Below are 17,403 nucleotides of genomic sequence, written 5' to 3'. Positions count from 1 at the left end.
CTCAATTCCGTTCCGTCGCCATTTGCCTCGGGATCAGAAAACGGGCGGCAAGCACGCACAGCAGCACGGTGAACATCAGGATCAGCGCCACCAGCGCGTTGATGTCGGGCGAAAAGCCAAGACGCATCATCGCCCACAGCCTGACTGGCAGTGTGCTTTGCGTGCCGGTGACGAGGATGGTGATCATCGTCTCGTCGAACGACAGCGCGAAGGCCAGGATGGCGCCGCCGACCATGGCGCTCGACAGGTTCGGCAGGATGATGCGCCAGAAGGTCTGCCAGCCCGTTGCGCCGAGATCGTAGGATGCTTCGACCAGCGTGCGGCTCATCGACTGCAGCCGCATCAGCACGGTGCGATAGACGATCGCCAGCACGAACACCGTATGCCCGATGACGACCGTCAGCAGCGAGCGTTCGAGCCCGATCTCGCGGAAGAAGATCAGCAGCGCCAGGCCGCTGATGATCGGCGGCATCAGGAATGGCAGGAAGATGATGAACTGCAGGATCGAACGTCCCGAGCGGCGGCCGTGATAGTAGAGCGCCAGCAGCGTTCCGCTGACCACCGAGAGCACGACGGTGCAGAGCCCAACGATGAGCGTCGTACGCAGGGCGGCCAGGATGTCATGGTTCCCGGCCAGCGCCCGATAGGTCGAGAGGGTGGGCGACGACCAGTCGACATCGCCATGCGCAATGCTGAAGAACGACGAGACGATCGGCACGAACAGCGGGCTGTAGAGCAATACAGCGACCAGCGCCGTGATCGCGGCCAGGAAGATGGTGGACGGCCGGGGCAGCGCACTCATACCGATGTCCCCCGGCTGCGCCCGAACCGTTCGCCGACGAGAATGGCGGCGATCACCACGATCGCCAGCGCCACCGACAGCGCCGCGCCGAACGGCCAGTTATAGGCCGTGCCGAACTGGCTGTAGAGGATGCGGCCGAAGGTGAAGCCGCTGATCCCGCCGACCATCTGCGGCGTCAGGAAATCGCCGATCGCCAGCACGAAGACGAAGCTCGCCGCCGAGGCGACGCCGGGCAGGCTGAGCGGCAAGGTAATGCGCAGGAACGTCTGCAGGCTGCTGGCGCCAAGATCGTCCGAGGCGCGCAGCAAGGTCTGCGGGATCCGCTCCAGCGACAGGAAGATCGGCAGGATGGCAAACGGGATCAAAAGCAGGCTCAGCGTCAAAAGGATGGCGTTCATGTTGAACACGAAAAGCGTCGATGGCTGATCCAGGATGCCGAGCGCCACAAGTGCCTTGTTGAGGAAGCCGTTGAGGCCGAGAATGCTGCGGATCGCGTAGATCTTGATGACATAGCTCATCAGCAGCGGCACCAGGAGCAGCATCAGCAGGGCATAGCGCCAGCGCCCCTTCAGCGTCGTCAGGAAATAGGCGGCGGGATAGGCGAGCAGGATGCAGATGACCGCAACCGACACGCACAGCACGATGGTGTTCCAGAACACCGGCAGAAAGATTGGATCGGTGAAGAACCTGACATAGTTGCCGAGCGTCGGCGCATAGACGATCGTGCCCTGGTCGACGCTGAAGAAGCTGTAGACCAGGAAGATCGCCAGCGGCACGAGGACGAAGATCACCGGCAGGGCAAAGGCCAGCACTGTGACCAGCTGCGACAAGCGCCTTTCCGCGGAGTGTGTCAAACCCGCTCCGCTCACGCCAGCACCAGATGGCCTTCATGAGGCGCAAAGCAAAGCGAGACCGTCTCGCCTGACTTGAGCGCGCTGCCGTCGATCCGGCTCGGCACGCGCAACCGGAGGCGTTGCGGGGCATTGTCCGGCCCCGCCATGATCGTGGCGACCGTCGACGAGCCGGCAAAGGCCAGATCGGCAATGGTGCCGGAAAAGCGGTTGCCGCCGTCCGTGTCCTGCGCAAGGTGCAAGGCCTCGGGACGGAACGCTGCGAAGGCGCTGGCGCCGTCGGGGGCGGCCTTCAGATGCGGCTGGTCGCCGATCGAGCAGACCAGTTGTCCAAGCGCGGTCTCGATCGACCGTTGCTCGCCCTGCACGGGCCCGAGCCTTCCAGCCACCAGATTGTTCTCGCCGAAGAACCGCGCCACGAACTCGCAATTCGGCTTGTAGTAGAGCTCATGCGGCGTGCCAAGCTGGCGGATATGGCCGGCCTGCATGACGCAGATCCGATCGGCCATGCCGATGGCTTCTTCCTGGTCGTGGGTGACGAACAGGAAGGTGGTCTTGATCTCGCGCTGGATGGATTTCAGGAACTCCTGCATCTGCCGGCGCAACTCGAGATCGAGCGCGGCGAGCGGCTCGTCGAGCAGGATCAGGCGCGGCTGGCAGATGAGCGCCCGGGCGAGCGCGACGCGCTGGCGCTGGCCGCCCGAAAGCTGCGCCGGGAAGCGCTCGGCGAAACGCCCGAGCTGCACAAGCTCGAGGGCTTCTCCGACACGGCGCGCGATTTCCTTGCGCTTGAGATGGCGCACCGAAAGCCCATAGCCGACATTTCCGGAGACGGTCATATGCGGGAACAGAGCATAGTCCTGGAACACGGTGTTGAACGGCCGCCGGTTGATCGGCATGCGGCTGATGTCCTGGCCGTCCAGCCGGATTTCGCCCGAGCTCAACGGCTCCAGCCCGCCGATCAGCCGCAGGACCGTGGTCTTGCCCGAACCTGACGGTCCAAGAACGGTGAGGAACTCACCGTCCCGGATCGACAGGTCGATGTCGTGCAGCACGGGAACCGTGCCGTAGGATTTCGAGACGGACCGCAGCGTCAAGAGGTCGGTGTTCTGGCTCATGGAATATTCTCGCATACGCTTCGGCGGTCCGGAACGTCCGGACCGCCGGGTCCTTCGAGGTCAGGCGCGGAAGGGATCAGGGCGTCGCCTTGACCTCGTTCCACATGTCCGAACGCTTGAGCGGGTCTTCGACATTGTTGAGCCAGACCAGCTTGTCGTTGCCGCCGGCGCTGCCCGACTCGACCACGGTGTTGCCGAAGCCGGTGCGCTCGGAAAGCTCGCCACCGATCTTCTTCGTCAGCATGAAGTCGATCCACTTCTCGGCCGCCGCATTGTCGCGGACGCCCTTGGAGATCACCCAGTTGTCGAGCCAGGCAAGCGCGCCTTCGCTCGGGTTGACGTAGGCGACATGGGCGCCGATCTTCTGCAGCGCCTTGACCTGCTGCTGGCCGTAATTGGCCCAGATCAGCGCAACGTCATTGTTCTGGTAGATCTGCTGGGCCTCGTCGGCGGTGGTGTAGAAGCTCAGCACATTGCGCTTGAGTTCGACTAGCTTGGCCTTGACCGCCGCCATCTGCTCCTCATTGAGGTTGAACGGATCCTTGTAGCCGAGTGTCAGCGCGGTGAACGAGAAATTGTGCTCGCCATTGTCGTAGGCGAGGATCTTGCCCTTGTAGGCCGGATCCCACAGGACCGACATCGAGGTCGGCGCCGGCTTGACCTTGTCGGTGTCGTAGATCAGCCCGATGGAATCGAAGCAGAATGGAATGCCGTAGACCTTGCCGTCCTTGGTGTCGCCGCTGACCTGGGACAAATCGCGGAAGCGCGGCAGCACGTCCTTCTGGTTCGGCAGCTTGGTGATGTCGATCGGCGATACCAGATCGGCCTTGATGTAGCGCTGCAGCTGGGCGGTGTTGACGGCGAAGACGTCGAAGTCCTGACCTTCGCTGCCCTTGATCTTGGCCCAGATCTCGTCATCGCTGCCGATGAAGACGACATCGACGCCGATGCCGGTGGCGGCGGTGAAGTCCTTCACCCAGTCCGGGTCGGCGTAACCGTCCCAGGCCAGCACGCGCAGGTTCGCGGCGAGCGCCGCCGATGTCATCAGGCCGATACCGAGCCCGATCGTCGCTAGTCTCAAAAACGCTTTCTTCAGTCCCATTCTCAATCTCCCATTGTCGTTCTGGTGGACCGTAATTTCCGGGGCTTTTGCCATCACAGCTGGATGACGGCGACCAGCCCCTCGTCCGGCACCGACACCATCCGGTTGCGCAGCGGCTTGCCGAATGTCTGTGCCTGGATTTCAAACTCGTCGCCGGAAGCCGTCTTGACGCCGGAGGCGTAGCTCATCACCGCCGCGCCGAAGAAATAGGCGTGCAGGTCGCCCGCCCTGCGGTGCATCGGATAGCGGAAATGGAAATGTTCGAGATTGGCGATCGAGTGCGACATGTGCGCCTCGCCGGACAGGAACTCCTGTTCCCAGATAACAGTGCCGTCGCGCAGGATGCGGGAATGGCCGCGCACTTCTTCGGGCAGGTCGCCGATCAAAAGCTCCGGGCCGATCGAGCAGGAACGGAGTTTCGAGTGGGCGAGATAGAGGTAGTTCTCGGCCTCCGTCACATGGTCGGAATATTCGTTGCCCAGCGCGTAGCCGATGCGATAAGGGCGGCCATCCGGCCCATTGAGGTAAAGCCCGACGATCTCGGCCTCTTCTGCGCCGGCGCGTGCGAAGGCCGGCATGGGCAGATCGGCGCCGGGTGGCACGACACAGGTGCCTACACCCTTGAAGAACCACTCGGGCTGGATTCCGATCTTGCCGGCGCCGGGCTTGCCGCCTTCCAGGCCCATGCGGAAGATCTTCAGCGAATCCGATTCCTCGGCGTCCTCGCCATGGGTCAGCACATGCATCTTGTCGCGGGCGGCGGCACTTCCGGTGTGGGTGAGGCCGGTGCCGGTGACCAGGAACCGCGCCGGTTCCGGATGGTCGACAGGAGCGAGCACGCGGCCATCGCGCAGCAGTTCGCCATAGTCGACCGTGGCCGTACCCGTCCGCTTCTCGACCAGCGACGCGATGGACGCGCCATCGGCGATTGCCGCTTCGGCGAGTTCCAGTACCGTGCCGGTCTTGTCGAGCGGATGCAGGCGATTGCCGTCATCGGAGACGCGGCCGACCCGCCTGCCGCCATCGAGCGTTGTGTACTGAACAAGACGCATGAAATACCCTTTTTCCCTTGAGGCCGTACCGGTCACACCCAGCCCGCATCGACGATGAACTGCTGGCTCGTGCACATCAGGCTGTCGTCGGCGGCCAGGAACAGCGCCATGCGCGCTATGTCGGATGGCTGCAGCCGGTCGGGCAGGCACTGCCGCTCCGCGATCTGGCGTTCGCCGGCCGGGTTCAGCCACAGCCGCATCTGGCGCTCTGTCATGACCCAGCCAGGCACCATGCAGTTGACGCGGATGCGCTCGGGGCCGAGTTCGCGGGCCAGCGCCCGCGTCATGCCATAGACAGCGGCTTTCGCGGTGACATAGGCGGGACAATCGGGATCGCCGACCATCCAGGTGATGGAACCAAAATTGATGATCGAGCCGCCGCCATGCGCGCTCATCTGAGGGCGCACCGCCTGGGCCGCGAAGAACTGGTGGCGCAGATTGACCGCCATGCGGTCGTCCCAATAGGCCACCGTCACGTCCTTGGTCTGATGGCGGTCGTCATTGCCGGCATTGTTGCACAGCACCTGGATCGGACCGTTGTGCCGCATCGCCTCCACGGTCGCTGCCTGCAGATCTTCGACATTGCGCAGGTCGCAGGGAATGAACAGTGGGGCGGGATGCCCTTCGGCCGCGATCGCATCGACCAGGCGCCGTGAAGGCTCCTCGGCCAGATCGATGAAAGCGACGCGGCTGCCTTGCGCGCAGAAATGGCGCACCAGGCTTTCGCCGATGCCGCTGCCGCCACCGGTGATGAACACGCTGCGGCCCTGGAGGCTGGGGTAGGTCGCGTAGCTGCCGATCTGATCCGTCATCGCGCGCCTCTCTAGTGGGAATGCCGGGGTATGCCGGCATCGCGCCGGCCGACGAGAAAGTCGAAGTCGCAGCCCTTGTCGGCCTGCAGCACGCGCTCGACATAGAGGCTCTGGTAGCCGCCTTGCGGCGGCGCCGGCGGCTTCCAGTCGCGGCGGCGGATCGCCAGTTCCTCGTCCGAAACCAAAAGCTCCAGCCGGCGGCCGGCGACGTCGAGCTCGATGAGATCGCCGTCACGCACCAGGGCGAGCGTGCCCCCAGCCGCGGCCTCGGGCGCCACATGCAGCACCACCGTGCCGTAGGCGGTGCCGCTCATGCGCGCGTCCGAAATGCGCACCATGTCGGAGACGCCTTCTCTGAGCAGCTTGGCCGGCAGCGGCATGTTGCCGACCTCGGCCATCCCGGGATAACCGCGCGGTCCGCAGTTCTTCAGCACCATCACCGAGGAAGCATCGATATCCAGCTCCGGATCGTCAATGCGGGCGTAGTAATGCTCGATATTCTCGAACACGACGGCCTTGCCGCGATGCTGCATCAGCTCGGGCGTTGCCGCCGACGGCTTGATGACCGCGCCGTTGGGCGCCAGATTGCCGCGCAGGATCGAAATGCCGCCTTCCTTGGTCAAGGGCTCGCTCAGCGGCCTGATGACTTCGCTGTTGTAGTTGGGCGCGCCGTCGATCAGTTCACCGATGGTCTTGGCGCTGACGGTCATGGCGTCGCGATGAAGAAGCCCCACTTCATCAAGCGACGCCATGACCGCAGCTAGCCCCCCGGCATAGTAGAAATCTTCCATCAGGAACCGCCCCGACGGCATCAGGTCGACAATGGTTGGAACGTCGCGGCCAAGGCGGTCCCAGTCATCGAGGCTGAGATCGACGCCGACGCGGTTGGCGATGGCGATCAGATGCAGCACCGCATTGGTCGAGCCGCCGATCGCGCCATTGACGCGGATGGCATTCTCGAAGGCTTGCTTGGTCAGGATCTGCGAAATCGTCACGTCGCGGCGGACAAGATCGACGATCTGCCGTCCGGCCAGCTGGGCAAGCACGCCGCGGCGCGAATCCACCGCCGGGATCGCTGCATTGTCCGGCATGCCGATGCCGAGCGCTTCCACCATGCTGGCCATGGTCGAAGCGGTGCCCATCGTCATGCAGCTGCCCGCCGACCGGCTCTGGCCTTGTTCGGCGGCGAGAAAGTCGGCGATCGGCATGCGGCCGGCCTTGACCTCCTCGGCGAATTTCCAGACATGCGTGCCCGAGCCGATATCCTGTCCACGGAACTTGCCGTTGAGCATGGGTCCGCCGGAGACGGCGATGGTCGGCAAGTTGCAGGAGGCAGCCCCCATCAGCAGCGCCGGCGTGGTCTTGTCGCAGCCGACCAGCAGGATGACGCCGTCGATCGGATTACCGCGGATGGATTCCTCGACATCCATGCTGGCCAGGTTGCGGAACAGCATGGCGGTGGGGCGCATGTTGCTTTCGCCAAGTGACATCACGGGGAATTCCAGCGGCAGGCCGCCGGCTTCGTAGACGCCACGCTTGACGTGGTCTGCCAGTGCCCGCAGATGCGCATTGCACGGAGTCAGTTCCGACCAGGTGTTGCAGATGCCGATCACCGGGCGGCCGTCGAAAGCATCTGCCGGAATGCCCTGGTTCTTCATCCAGCTGCGGTGCATGAAGGCGTTCTTGCCTTCACCGCCGAACCAGGCTTCGGACCGCAGTTTGCGTTTGGTCTCTGTCACGATTGCTGGCCCCGGCCGTTGCGGCGTTTGTTGCGGTTCTCGACGCTGCGGCGCACGTCGTCCTCGGCATTGTCGATGAGCACCAGCAGCGCCTTTTGCGCGCCCGCTGCATCACCGGCGGCGATCTTCTCGGCGACTTCCCGGTGCAGCGGCAAGGAGTGGCGCTGGCCCTCGGGATTGTCGTTGGAGAGGCGAAAGCTCATCACCAACGCGGTTTCGACCAGTGCCGCCAGCGAACCGATCAGCTCGTTGCCGGTCATGCGCAGGATGGTCTGGTGGAACACCAAATCGGGCTGGGCGAAGCGGTCGCCGTCATCGCTGACTGCTTCCATTTCGGCCAGTGCCGCATGGATCTCGGCGATCTGCGCCGGCGTGGCGCGCTGGGCGGCAAGGGCCGCCGACATTGGTTCGATGGCCCGGCGCAATTCGAACAGCGCCCGCACATCCTCGGCGCTGACACCGCCGGCGTAGCGCCATGACAGCACGTCCGGATCGAGGAAATTCCAATCGGCGCGCGGACGCACCCGTGTGCCGGTCTTCGGCCGCGATTCGACCAGCCCCTTGCCGGCCAGCACCTTGATCGCCTCGCGCAGCACCGTGCGGCTGACCCCCAGCATCTCACTGGAATCGTCGGCATTGGGCAGGGCCTCGCCGGGCAGGAAGTCACCTTGCACGATGCGCAGGCCGATCTGCTCGACGACGGTCGCGTGCAGCGCGGTGGAACCGCTGGAAACCGCCACGGCAACCCGTGACGTGCGCGCGGTGCTGAACGATTTTCTATTCTTCATACTATTCATATGATATGTCTTATAGCCGTGGCGATTGGAGTCAAGGGATGGGGAGTGCCGATGGCAAAGAATTACGCTGCCGTTGCCGTGCAACGCACGGAACTGGTCTCGATCAGTGACGGCGTCGCGACGGTCGAAATTGCGCCCGCCGCTGGTGGAGCTCTGGCGTCGTATCGGTGGTGGCGGGATGGCTCGGCCGTGGATTGGCTGCGCCCGGCCGGCCCAGCGGCGATCAGCCGTCGCGATGCCGGCGCCATGGCTAGCTTCCCGCTTGTGCCCTATTCCAACCGCATCAGGGACGGCCGCTTCGAATTCGCGGGGCGTCCCATTCAACTGCCGACAGGGCCGGACGATCCACATCATGAGCACGGCCATGGCTGGCGTCGTCCGTGGACGGTCGTGAGCCATGAAGCGAGCACGATCGTCCTGCGCCATCGCCACGCCGCCGATTCCTGGCCGTGGAGCTATGAAGCCGAGCAGGAGATCTCTCTGGCCGAAGGCAGGCTTTGCATGACCATTGCGGTGCGCAATTTGTCGGACGCGCCGATGCCGGCTGGCTTCGGCCTCCATCCCTATTTCCCGTCGACACCGTGGACGCATGTCCAGGCACCGGTATCAGGCATGTGGGAAACCGATACGGAGATCCTGCCCACCCGGCATGTCCTGCCACCCGTTGGGGCCGATCCATCCATCGGTTTTGACGTGTCGGAGGTGGACTTCGACACGGTCTTCACCGGATGGGCGCGCCAAGCCCGGATTTCTTGGCCCGAATACGGACGGCAGTTGGACATCGAGGCCGAGGCGCCGCTCGATTTCCTCGTCCTCTACACGCCGCCGGGCGAGCCGTTCTTTTGCGCCGAGCCGGTCAGCAACATCACCGATGCTTTCAACCGGATGGGCGACGAGGAGATCGACGCCGGCGGCATCGTGCTGGCGCCTGGCCAGAAGCAATCCGCCAGCGTTCGTTTCACGCCGTCGCTGGTCATTTGACCTTCGCTCCCAGTCGTCCGAAGCGAAGCTGGTTCAGAACGGATAGTGCTGGCCCGGATCCTCGATCGTCACCCAGCGCAAATCGGTGAATTCGGCGATAGAGGCCTTGCCGCCGAAACGGCCATAGCCGGAGCCCTTGACGCCGCCAAACGGCATCTGTGCTTCATCTCCGACCGTCGGTCCGTTGATATGGCAAATGCCTGCCTGGATGCGGGCGGCGACCGCCATGGCACGTTTGATGTCGCGGCTGAACACCGCTGACGAAAGGCCGTATTCGGTGTCGTTGGCGACCAGCACCGCCTCGTCCTCGCCCTTCACCCGGATCACCGGCTTGACCGGTCCGAACGATTCCTCAGCGTAGACACGCATCGCCGGGGTGACGTGATCGAGAAGTGTCGCCTCGACCACGGTGCCCGTGCGCATGCCGCCGGCGACGAGCTTCGCGCCTTTGGCCACCGCATCGGCGACGAGTTCCTCCATCTTGTCAGCCGCCTGGCTGCTGATCAGCGAGCCGAGCACGACATGACCCCGCGGGTCGCCGGCTGGAAGCTGGGACGCACGGGCGGCGAGCTTGGCGACGAATTCGTCGACGATCTTTTCATCGACGATCAGCCGCTCTGTCGACATGCAGATCTGGCCCTGATGCATGAAGGCGCCGAAGGTGGCCGCGTTCACCGCGGCGTCGATGTCGGCATCGTCCAGCACCAGGAGCGGCGCCTTTCCGCCGAGTTCGAGCAGCGCCGGCTTCAGATGCCGGCCGGCGAGCTCGGCGATGATCCGGCCGACCTTGGTCGAGCCGGTGAAATTGACGCGTTTCACTGAGGAATGCGCGACCAGTGCTTCGACGATTGCCGCGGCATCCCTGGGGTCGTTGGTGACGACATTGATGACGCCCTTTGGCAGGCCCGCCTCGACCAGCACCTGGCCGATCAGCCGGTGCGTGCCCGGGCACATTTCCGAGGCTTTCAGCACCACCGTGTTGCCGCAGGCGATCGGCATCGCCACGGCGCGCGTGCCGAGAATGACCGGCGCGTTCCAGGGTGCGATGCCGAGGCACACACCGGCCGGCTGGCGGATCGCCATGGCGAGCGTGCCTGGCTTGTCGGACGGGATGATCTCACCTGAAATCTGCGTCGTCATTGCCGCCGCCTCGCGCAGCATGTTGGCCGCCAGCATGACGTTGAAACCAGCCCACGGGCCGGTGGCGCCCGTCTCTTCCATCATCAGCTTGGTGAATTCGCCGACCTTGGACGCCATCACGTCGGCTGCCTTTGACAGCAAGGCGCGGCGTTCGCCGGGACCAGTCTTCGACCATGCCGGGAAGGCGGCGGCCGCGGCTTCGACGGCTGCGTTGGCGTCGGCCACGCTCGCCGCGGCTGCACGCGTCGCCAGCTTGCCGGTGAACGGGTCGATACGGTCGTAGGAGGCCGAACCGGACGCATCCCTTTTGTCGCCGTCGATCAGAAGTCCGATATCCATGGCTGTCTCCTTCGCTCCATCCCGAGCGCCTTGATGGTTTTAGAAGCCGAGCACTTCGGCATTGATCGATGCTTCGAGGCCACCGTCAACCGGCACATTGGCGCCGTTGACCCAGCGTGCGCCATCCGAGCACAGGAACAGCACGACCGGCGCGATGTCACCCGATGTACCGGCACGTCCGACCCGGGCGATGTCGCTGTCGACGCGGGCGTCACCAAGCACGGTGCGGAATTGTTTCAGGGTCGGCGTTTCGACCGGGCCGGGGCTGACCGCATTGACGCGGATGCCTCGGCGCTTGAACAGATCCTGATGCGCAGCGCGGAAGGTCCACAAGAGCAGCAGCTCCTTGGAAACGGGATAGCCTTCCTCGTTCTTCACGGCGTGGTCGGCGACCACTTTGGCGACATCGGGGAAACCCTCGATGGCGACCATCGAGGCGGCGCGGTTGAGATTGGCGCGCCAGCCATAGCCGGCGATCGAAGCGACGTTGACGATGGCGCCGCCTTCGCGAAGTCTTGGCGCAAGCCCTTCCGAGAGTGCCCTGAGACCGAAGAAGTTGACGGCCAGCGTCGATGCCGCGCCGGTGTTGCCGGAGAGGCCGGCGACATTGCAGAGAGCGTCGATGCGTTGCGGCAGGCGCGTGATGAGCTCATCGACGCCCGCCTTCGACGAGATGTCGGCCTTGACGAAACTGCCTATCGGTGCGGCCGGCTCACGCACATCGACGCCGATCACATCGGCACCAAGCTGGCCGGCGAGTTCCGCCGTGCGCGCACCGATGCCGGAGGCGACGCCGGTGATGAGGATGGTCTTGCCGAAAAGCATGGTCATGCCTTCTCCTGATGCGGTGTGGTTTGCCGCGCCGCGGGCGCGTCGTCGGCTGGCGCGGCCGGATTTCCGGGAAGCTTGACGCGGTAGCCGACCGGCAGCAGGCGCAGCCCGAAGCGCTCCTCGATCGTCCCCCAAAGGCCGCGCGGCAGGAACAGCGAGAACAGCACGGCAGTGGCGCCGAGGCCGACGAGGTACCAGACGCCGGCGCCGCCGAACCATGTCTCGATGAGGAAGAACACCACAGCGCCGAGAATGGCGCCTTCGAAAGTGCCGATGCCGCCGACCAGCACCATGAAGATCATGTAGGCGGTCCATTGCACATTGAAGTAGGTCTTCGGCTGGAAGGTGATGGACGTCGCCAGCCACAGCGCGCCGGCGATGCCGATGCCGAAGGCGGCAAGCACGAACAGCAGTCGCTTGGTGCCGGTGACGCGCACGCCGATCGAAGCGGCGGCATCCTCGTTATCGCGGATCGCGCGGATGGCGGCGCCGGTGCTGCCGCGCAGCAGGCCGAAGAGGACAGCGAGCAGCGCCGTCATCGAGGCCAGCGCCAGCCAGTAGATCGTCACCCGCCTTATCGAGGCATCGTAGACATTGAGCGAGATCAGCGACGTGCCGGTTTCGCCTTGCACCAGCCGGTCGAGATTGACCAGCAGATGGGTGAGGGCCGCGATCACCCACATGCCGATGGCGAACTCGCCGTACCTGAGCTTCAGCATGAACAGCGACAGCGGCCAGGAAACCGCGCCGACGACAATTCCGGATGCAAAAAGCGCCAGGAAAGGGTTGAGGCCGGCATCGGCAAGGCGGATAGCGAAATAGGCGCCGAGCCCGAAGAACACTTGCTGGCCAACCGAGACCAGGCCGCCGAAGCCGGCCAGCGCATTCCACATCGCCGCCAGGATCACATAGACGAACAGTGCCGTCATGCGGTCGACGGCGCCGGCCGACAGGAATTGGGGCGCGATGGCGAGCAGCACGATGATGACGGCGACCGCGATCGCCGCGATACGCGACGCCGCTGTGCCGCGCTCGATGACGGGCGAGGTCGGAACGACGCTCATGGCGCGCTCCGGGAAGGCAGGCGTAACAGCCCGCGCAGGCCGAGGCCGGACGCCGAAAGCCGCACGAACAGCACGACTAGGAAGATAGCATGGCCGCCGATCAAAAAGCCTTGCGGATGCACTTGCGCACCGAGTGTCTGGGCCAGCGCCAGCACGACGCCGCCGATCAGCGTTCCCCACAGCGAACCGGCGCCGCCGATCACCGCCGCCTCGAAGGCGAACAGCAGTTGCGGCGCGCCGGCATAGGGATCGAAGGTGGCGCGCATGCCGAGGAACGCGCCGGCAAGGCCGACGGTGACCATGGCTATCGCAGCGGCAATGGCGTTGGCACGCCGCGCATCGACGCCGACCAGCCCGGCTGTGTCTGGGTCTTCCGAAGTGGCGCGGATCGAGCGCCCAAGCCGGGTGCGGCTCAAGAACAGCTGCAACCCGCCAAGCAGGGCCACGGCGGTTGCGAACATGATCACCGCCAGCTTGCCGACATAGACGCTGCCGGGCCATTCCCAGGAATCGTAGGACAGGCTGCCGATATAGGGCGCCAGCGAACGCGTGTTCGCGCCGAATTGCTGGAAGAGCATGTTATCGATGACGATGGCGAGACCGAACGTCGTCAGGATCGGCAGCAGCGCGCCGCCGCGCGCGCTGCGCTCGAGCAGGAAGCGCTGCAGCGCCCAGCCGATCACGGCCATCGCTGGCAAGACGATGAGCAGGCCGAGAAACGGTGAGACGTGGAACCGCGAGGCCAGAAACCACAGCGCATAGGCGGCGAGGACGGCAAGACTGCCATGGGCGAGGTTGATGATGCGCATCACCGAAAACATGAAGGACAGACCGCAGGCGATCAGCGCGTAATAGCCGCCGAGCAGGATGCCCTGGATGATCTGGTTGCTCATGCGGGAACACTCCCGGAGCTTTTCCGGTGCAGGCCGAAATAGGCCTTCGTCACATCCTCACGCGATACGCTCTTGCTGTCGCCCTCGAGCGCAATTCGCCCCTCCAGCATGCAGATGACCTTGTCCGAGACAGACAGCGCCCGATTGAGGTCCTGTTCGACGAGGATGATTGTCGTGCCTGAAGCGATCAGCCCTTGCAATGCGGCATAGACACGGTCGACGATCAGCGGCGACAGGCCGAGCGAAATCTCGTCGAGCAGCAGCAGTTCCGGATTGCTCATCAGCGCCCGGCCGATCGCGGTCGACTGCTGCTCACCGCCCGACAGGTGTCCCGTCTTGGCATGACGGCGCGGCTTCAGATTGGGGAACATCTCGAGCACCTTGTCGACGCTCCAGTCGCCTGGCCGCCCAGCGGTCCTGCCGAGCAGCAGGTTCTCCTCGACCGTCATCTGAACGAACAGCTTTCGTCCTTCCGGCACCAGCGCGATGCCCATGCCGACCCGTTTGTGTGATGGCACGCCGGTGAGATCGGCGCCGTCCAGCAGAACGCAGCCGGCCGCCGGCTGATGCGCGCCGGCGATGGCCCTGAGCAGCGTCGTCTTGCCGGCGCCGTTGGCGCCGACTAGCGCCAGCGTCTCGCCGCGCTCGATGCTGAAGCTCACGCCGCGCACCGCCTGCAGCAGGCCGTGCCGGACAACCAGCTTCTCGACGGACAGCAGGCTCATTTCGGACCTCCGCCGAGATAGGCGCGCACGACCTCCGGGTCGGCCATCACCGCTTGGGGTTCGCCATCGGCGATGATTTTCCCCGCATCCATGCAGATCAGCCGCTCGGCCACCTGCAGCAGGATGTGCACGATGTGCTCGATCCAGACGATACCGATCTTGCGGCGGCGCAACTCCTTGATCGTGTCGACCAGTTCGCCGGCCTCGCCGTCGGTCAGGCCGCCGCCGATCTCGTCCAGCAGCAACAGCGTCGGTCTGGCCGCCAATGCGCGCGCCAATTCCAGCCGCTTGCGATCGAGCAGCCCTAACGTCTCGGCGCGCCGGTTGGCGACGCCAATCATGCCGCACAGTTTCAACGAGTTCAGCGCCTCCTCATAGGCCTCGTCGCGGGCGAGACCGGCACCATGCGACGCGGCGACGAAGACGTTCTCGAAGGTGGTCATGCCGCTGAACGGTTTCGGCACCTGGTGCGTGCGCACCAGGCCGAGCCGGCAGCGCTGGGTCGCCGGCAGGGACGTCACATCATCCCCCTTGAAGCTGACCGTGCCCGAGCTTGGCGGAAAGGCGCCGCCAAGCACGCTGAGCAGCGTCGTCTTGCCGGCGCCGTTAGGGCCGACAATGCCGACCGCCTCGTCCGCTGCCATGGTGAAGTCGACGGCATCCAGCACCACGAGCGCGCCGAAGCGCTTGTGGATGCCGGCGGCAGCGAGAACAGCCTGTTGTTGCGGATGGGTCACCAGGCGTTCCTCGTCAGCGGTTCATCAGCCGTTGTAAGGCAGAAGCTTGGCTTCAACGGGCACTTTCGGATCGGTGGCGTTCTCGGTCACGACGTAGTCGAGCGGGAACTTGGCTCCTTCCTTGGCGGCGATCCACTGCGTGCCGATGATCGGGCCGGGCGAGACATTGGCCACGGGGCCGCTGGTGAAGTCGACCTTGCCGATCATGGTCTCGGTGTTGAGCGTGCTCAGCGCCTTGGCCACAGCCGCCTTGTCCTTGGCGTTGGAACTCGATTTCAAAGCCTCGAAGCCGGCATCGAGCAGCGACATCGAGGCGCCGAGCTGCTGCGTCCACTGCTTGCCGCTTGCCGCCTCGTAGCCGTCTGCCAGTTCGGTTCCCGAAACGCCGGTCAGCGGCGACTTGTAGGGGAAGGCCTTGTGCCAATAGGCGGCGCTCGAAATCTTCATGCCGAGGTCGCCGAGCGCCTCGATATCGGACGGGAACAGCCCGGTCTTGGCGACCTGGCAGATCTTGATCTGCCTGATCAGGCCTTGCTGCGCCGCCTGGCGCCAAAAGGCGGCGAAGTCAGGCGGGATCGGGAAGGAGTTGAAGATCTCGACGCCCTCCTGCTTGAACAGCGCGATCTGCGAGGAATAGTCGGTGGTGCCGGTTTCGTAAGCGCCCGGGTCGACGATGGTGAAACCCTGCTTGGCCAGCAGCGGTGCGAGATGAGCGCGGATGGCGTTGCCGTCGGCGTCGTTCGGATACATGACGCCGACCCTCTTGTTGGTCGCGATCAGGTTCCACTGCGAGACGTAGGCCCTGAAGAATTCGTCGACCCCGAAGCCGAAATGATAGGTCCATTTGAACGGCGAGGGCGCGCCGGGCTTGGCGCCACGGCCGAAATACCAGGCCTCCCACGGCATGACCGTCGACAGGCATGGCACGCCGGCGGCTTCGCAGGCATCGGCCACCGGATTGATCACTTCGGGCGTCGATGTCGCGAGCATCAGGTCGATGGCCTGATTGTTGATCAGGTCCTTGGCGAGCTGGCCCGCGCGGGAGGGATCCGATTGCGTATCCTGATCGAGGATTTCCACATTGTATTTCTTGCCGCCGAGTTCGATGCCGCCGGCCAGCGCCTTGCGGGCAAGATCGAGCACGTAACCGTCGGTCTCGCCGAAGCCGCCGAGCGGTCCGGTGCGCGGGCTGACGAAGCCGACCTTCAGCGTGTCGGCGGCCTGGGCGAAGGCCTTTTTGCCGCCAAGTGCCAGGGCAGTGCCGCCGGCAATCGAGGTGGCGATGAACTGGCGTCGCGAAATGCCGAAAATGCCGGGTTTGCTGCCGATAGAATGGGCCATATGTTCCTCCCTCTGTGGCTCCTCCATCGCCACAGTGCACCAGCGTTTTGGTTCGGTAAAATGATATTTTGCGGCGTTTCATTAACCTCTGGGTTAGCAGAGTTTCGATGAGACGAAGGGCAGTTGGCCGTTCAGCGTCTCAGTTGACCGGCCTTGCCGCCTCGCGAATGGTTTGCAACAGGATGGAGAAGGCGGGCGAGGGGGCGGTGTCGGTGCGCATCGTCAGCCCGACAGGCCCCTTGGTTTCCTCGGTGTCGACCGGCAAGGCGACGAAAGCGCCGCTCGCGATCTCGTTGGCGACCACGCCGGCCGAAATGATCCACACCGCATTGCTCTGCCGCATGAAGGCGCGGCCGAACGAATCCGAGACCGTCTCGATCTCGGTGGCCGGCGCGGTCATGCCGTTGGTTATGAACAGGCGATCGACAAAAGGCCGGATGACGGATTCCCGGGTCGGCATCAGCACCGGAAATTCGTCGAGCCTGGCGAAGATGTCGGCCCCCGGCTCCAGCAGCGGATGTCCGGCCCGCACCACGAACAACACCTGTTCGGAGTAGAGATGCTCGAAGAAGAAACCGGTCATGTTTTCGGGTGCCGCCAGCCGCCCGACGACGAGATCGAGCGCGCCGGTGCGCAGTTGTTCGAGCAGCACGGCGTTCTCGCCGGTGACGATCTTGAGCGCGGCGCCCGTGTTTTCCTTCAGGAACAGGCTCATGGCCCGCGGCATGACCTTCGCCGACACCGTCGGCAGCGCGCCGATGCGGATCGGATGGCGATTGACGGCGCCGTCCTGGCGAACGGAATCGACGCCGCGCTTCAGGGCCGTGATCGCCGAACCGGCATGGCTGAGGAAAATCTCGCCAAGCCTCGTGACGCGGATGCCGCGCCCGTCACGCTCGACGACGGCGACTCCGAGCGCTTCTTCCAGTTCACGCAGCGTCTTGGTCACCGCCGGAGCGCTGACATGCAGGAAATCGGCGGCGCGAGCCACGCTGCCCTGTCGTGCGACTTCCAGGAATGCCTGCAGGTGACGGAACCGGATGCGGCTCTCGGACATGGATTTGATAACCTCTGAGTTA

The 17,403-nt window shown here is 64.6% G+C and carries 17 protein-coding genes; 1 reads left to right on the top strand and 16 read right to left on the bottom strand.

The window, feature by feature from the left end; genetic code table 11:
- Position 1: 1 nt before the first annotated feature.
- From FJW08_RS00200 to FJW08_RS00165, 8 genes are all read right to left on the bottom strand, one after another.
- The gene (locus FJW08_RS00200) at positions 2 to 802 is read right to left on the bottom strand and encodes an ABC transporter permease (protein ID WP_140757744.1); all 801 of its coding nucleotides are present in this window, start codon (positions 800 to 802) and stop codon (positions 2 to 4) included.
- Complete coding sequence (locus FJW08_RS00195; RefSeq protein ID WP_246682123.1) at positions 799 to 1,632, bottom strand: ABC transporter permease; 834 nt, start codon at positions 1,630 to 1,632, stop codon at positions 799 to 801. The genes FJW08_RS00200 and FJW08_RS00195 overlap by 4 nt, the downstream gene beginning before the upstream one ends.
- A gap of 35 nt (positions 1,633 to 1,667) precedes the next feature.
- Positions 1,668 to 2,771, bottom strand: coding sequence for an ABC transporter ATP-binding protein (locus FJW08_RS00190; RefSeq protein WP_140807947.1), 1,104 nt, complete (start codon positions 2,769 to 2,771; stop codon positions 1,668 to 1,670).
- Positions 2,772 to 2,847: 76 nt separating this feature from the next.
- Positions 2,848 to 3,873 (bottom strand): ABC transporter substrate-binding protein, encoded by a 1,026-nt coding sequence (locus tag FJW08_RS00185; protein ID WP_140757741.1) that lies wholly within the window; start codon positions 3,871 to 3,873, stop codon positions 2,848 to 2,850.
- A gap of 53 nt (positions 3,874 to 3,926) precedes the next feature.
- Positions 3,927 to 4,925, bottom strand: a complete 999-nt coding sequence (gene araD1, locus FJW08_RS00180; protein ID WP_140757740.1) for an AraD1 family protein — start codon at positions 4,923 to 4,925, stop codon at positions 3,927 to 3,929.
- Between the two features lie 32 nt (positions 4,926 to 4,957).
- Entirely contained in the window at positions 4,958 to 5,737 is a 780-nt protein-coding gene (locus FJW08_RS00175; RefSeq protein ID WP_140757739.1) for an SDR family oxidoreductase, read from the bottom strand.
- A gap of 11 nt (positions 5,738 to 5,748) precedes the next feature.
- Entirely contained in the window at positions 5,749 to 7,476 is a 1,728-nt protein-coding gene (locus tag FJW08_RS00170) for an IlvD/Edd family dehydratase (RefSeq protein WP_140807945.1), read from the bottom strand.
- Complete coding sequence (locus FJW08_RS00165; protein WP_181182793.1) at positions 7,473 to 8,264, bottom strand: FadR/GntR family transcriptional regulator; 792 nt, start codon at positions 8,262 to 8,264, stop codon at positions 7,473 to 7,475. Before FJW08_RS00165 ends, FJW08_RS00170 begins: the two co-directional genes overlap by 4 nt.
- Before the next feature lie 60 nt (positions 8,265 to 8,324).
- Here FJW08_RS00165 and FJW08_RS00160 point away from each other — a divergent pair, with 60 nt between their 5' ends.
- Entirely contained in the window at positions 8,325 to 9,254 is a 930-nt protein-coding gene (locus tag FJW08_RS00160) for an aldose 1-epimerase (RefSeq protein WP_140807943.1), read from the top strand.
- 33 nt (positions 9,255 to 9,287) lie between these two features.
- On the opposite strand, the gene FJW08_RS00155 is transcribed toward FJW08_RS00160, so the two are convergent.
- The 8 genes from FJW08_RS00155 to pcaQ form a co-directional block, all read right to left on the bottom strand.
- The gene (locus tag FJW08_RS00155) at positions 9,288 to 10,733 is read right to left on the bottom strand and encodes an aldehyde dehydrogenase (protein WP_140807941.1); all 1,446 of its coding nucleotides are present in this window, start codon (positions 10,731 to 10,733) and stop codon (positions 9,288 to 9,290) included.
- A 39-nt stretch (positions 10,734 to 10,772) separates the two neighbouring features.
- On the bottom strand, positions 10,773 to 11,558 hold the full coding sequence (locus FJW08_RS00150) for a coniferyl-alcohol dehydrogenase (RefSeq protein WP_140808373.1): 786 nt from the start codon (positions 11,556 to 11,558) through the stop codon (positions 10,773 to 10,775).
- Positions 11,559 to 11,560: 2 nt separating this feature from the next.
- Complete coding sequence (locus FJW08_RS00145; protein ID WP_246682121.1) at positions 11,561 to 12,628, bottom strand: branched-chain amino acid ABC transporter permease; 1,068 nt, start codon at positions 12,626 to 12,628, stop codon at positions 11,561 to 11,563.
- Entirely contained in the window at positions 12,625 to 13,521 is an 897-nt protein-coding gene (locus FJW08_RS00140; protein ID WP_140807939.1) for a branched-chain amino acid ABC transporter permease, read from the bottom strand. Before FJW08_RS00140 ends, FJW08_RS00145 begins: the two co-directional genes overlap by 4 nt.
- Positions 13,518 to 14,246: an ABC transporter ATP-binding protein gene (locus FJW08_RS00135; RefSeq protein ID WP_140807937.1), complete on the bottom strand. Its 729-nt coding sequence runs from the start codon at positions 14,244 to 14,246 to the stop codon at positions 13,518 to 13,520. Before FJW08_RS00135 ends, FJW08_RS00140 begins: the two co-directional genes overlap by 4 nt.
- On the bottom strand, positions 14,243 to 14,986 hold the full coding sequence (locus FJW08_RS00130) for an ABC transporter ATP-binding protein (protein WP_140807934.1): 744 nt from the start codon (positions 14,984 to 14,986) through the stop codon (positions 14,243 to 14,245). The genes FJW08_RS00135 and FJW08_RS00130 overlap by 4 nt, the downstream gene beginning before the upstream one ends.
- A gap of 21 nt (positions 14,987 to 15,007) precedes the next feature.
- The gene (locus tag FJW08_RS00125; RefSeq protein ID WP_140807932.1) at positions 15,008 to 16,324 is read right to left on the bottom strand and encodes an ABC transporter substrate-binding protein; all 1,317 of its coding nucleotides are present in this window, start codon (positions 16,322 to 16,324) and stop codon (positions 15,008 to 15,010) included.
- A 139-nt stretch (positions 16,325 to 16,463) separates the two neighbouring features.
- A complete protein-coding gene (pcaQ, locus tag FJW08_RS00120) occupies positions 16,464 to 17,381 on the bottom strand; it encodes a pca operon transcription factor PcaQ (protein WP_140807930.1) in 918 nt (305 codons plus the stop codon).
- Positions 17,382 to 17,403: the final 22 nt, after the last annotated feature.

It is taken from the genome of Mesorhizobium sp. B3-2-1 (genome assembly GCF_006439515.1).
In the GTDB taxonomy this organism is placed as follows: domain Bacteria; phylum Pseudomonadota; class Alphaproteobacteria; order Rhizobiales; family Rhizobiaceae; genus Mesorhizobium.
This window is presented reverse-complemented; position numbering and strand designations above follow the sequence as displayed.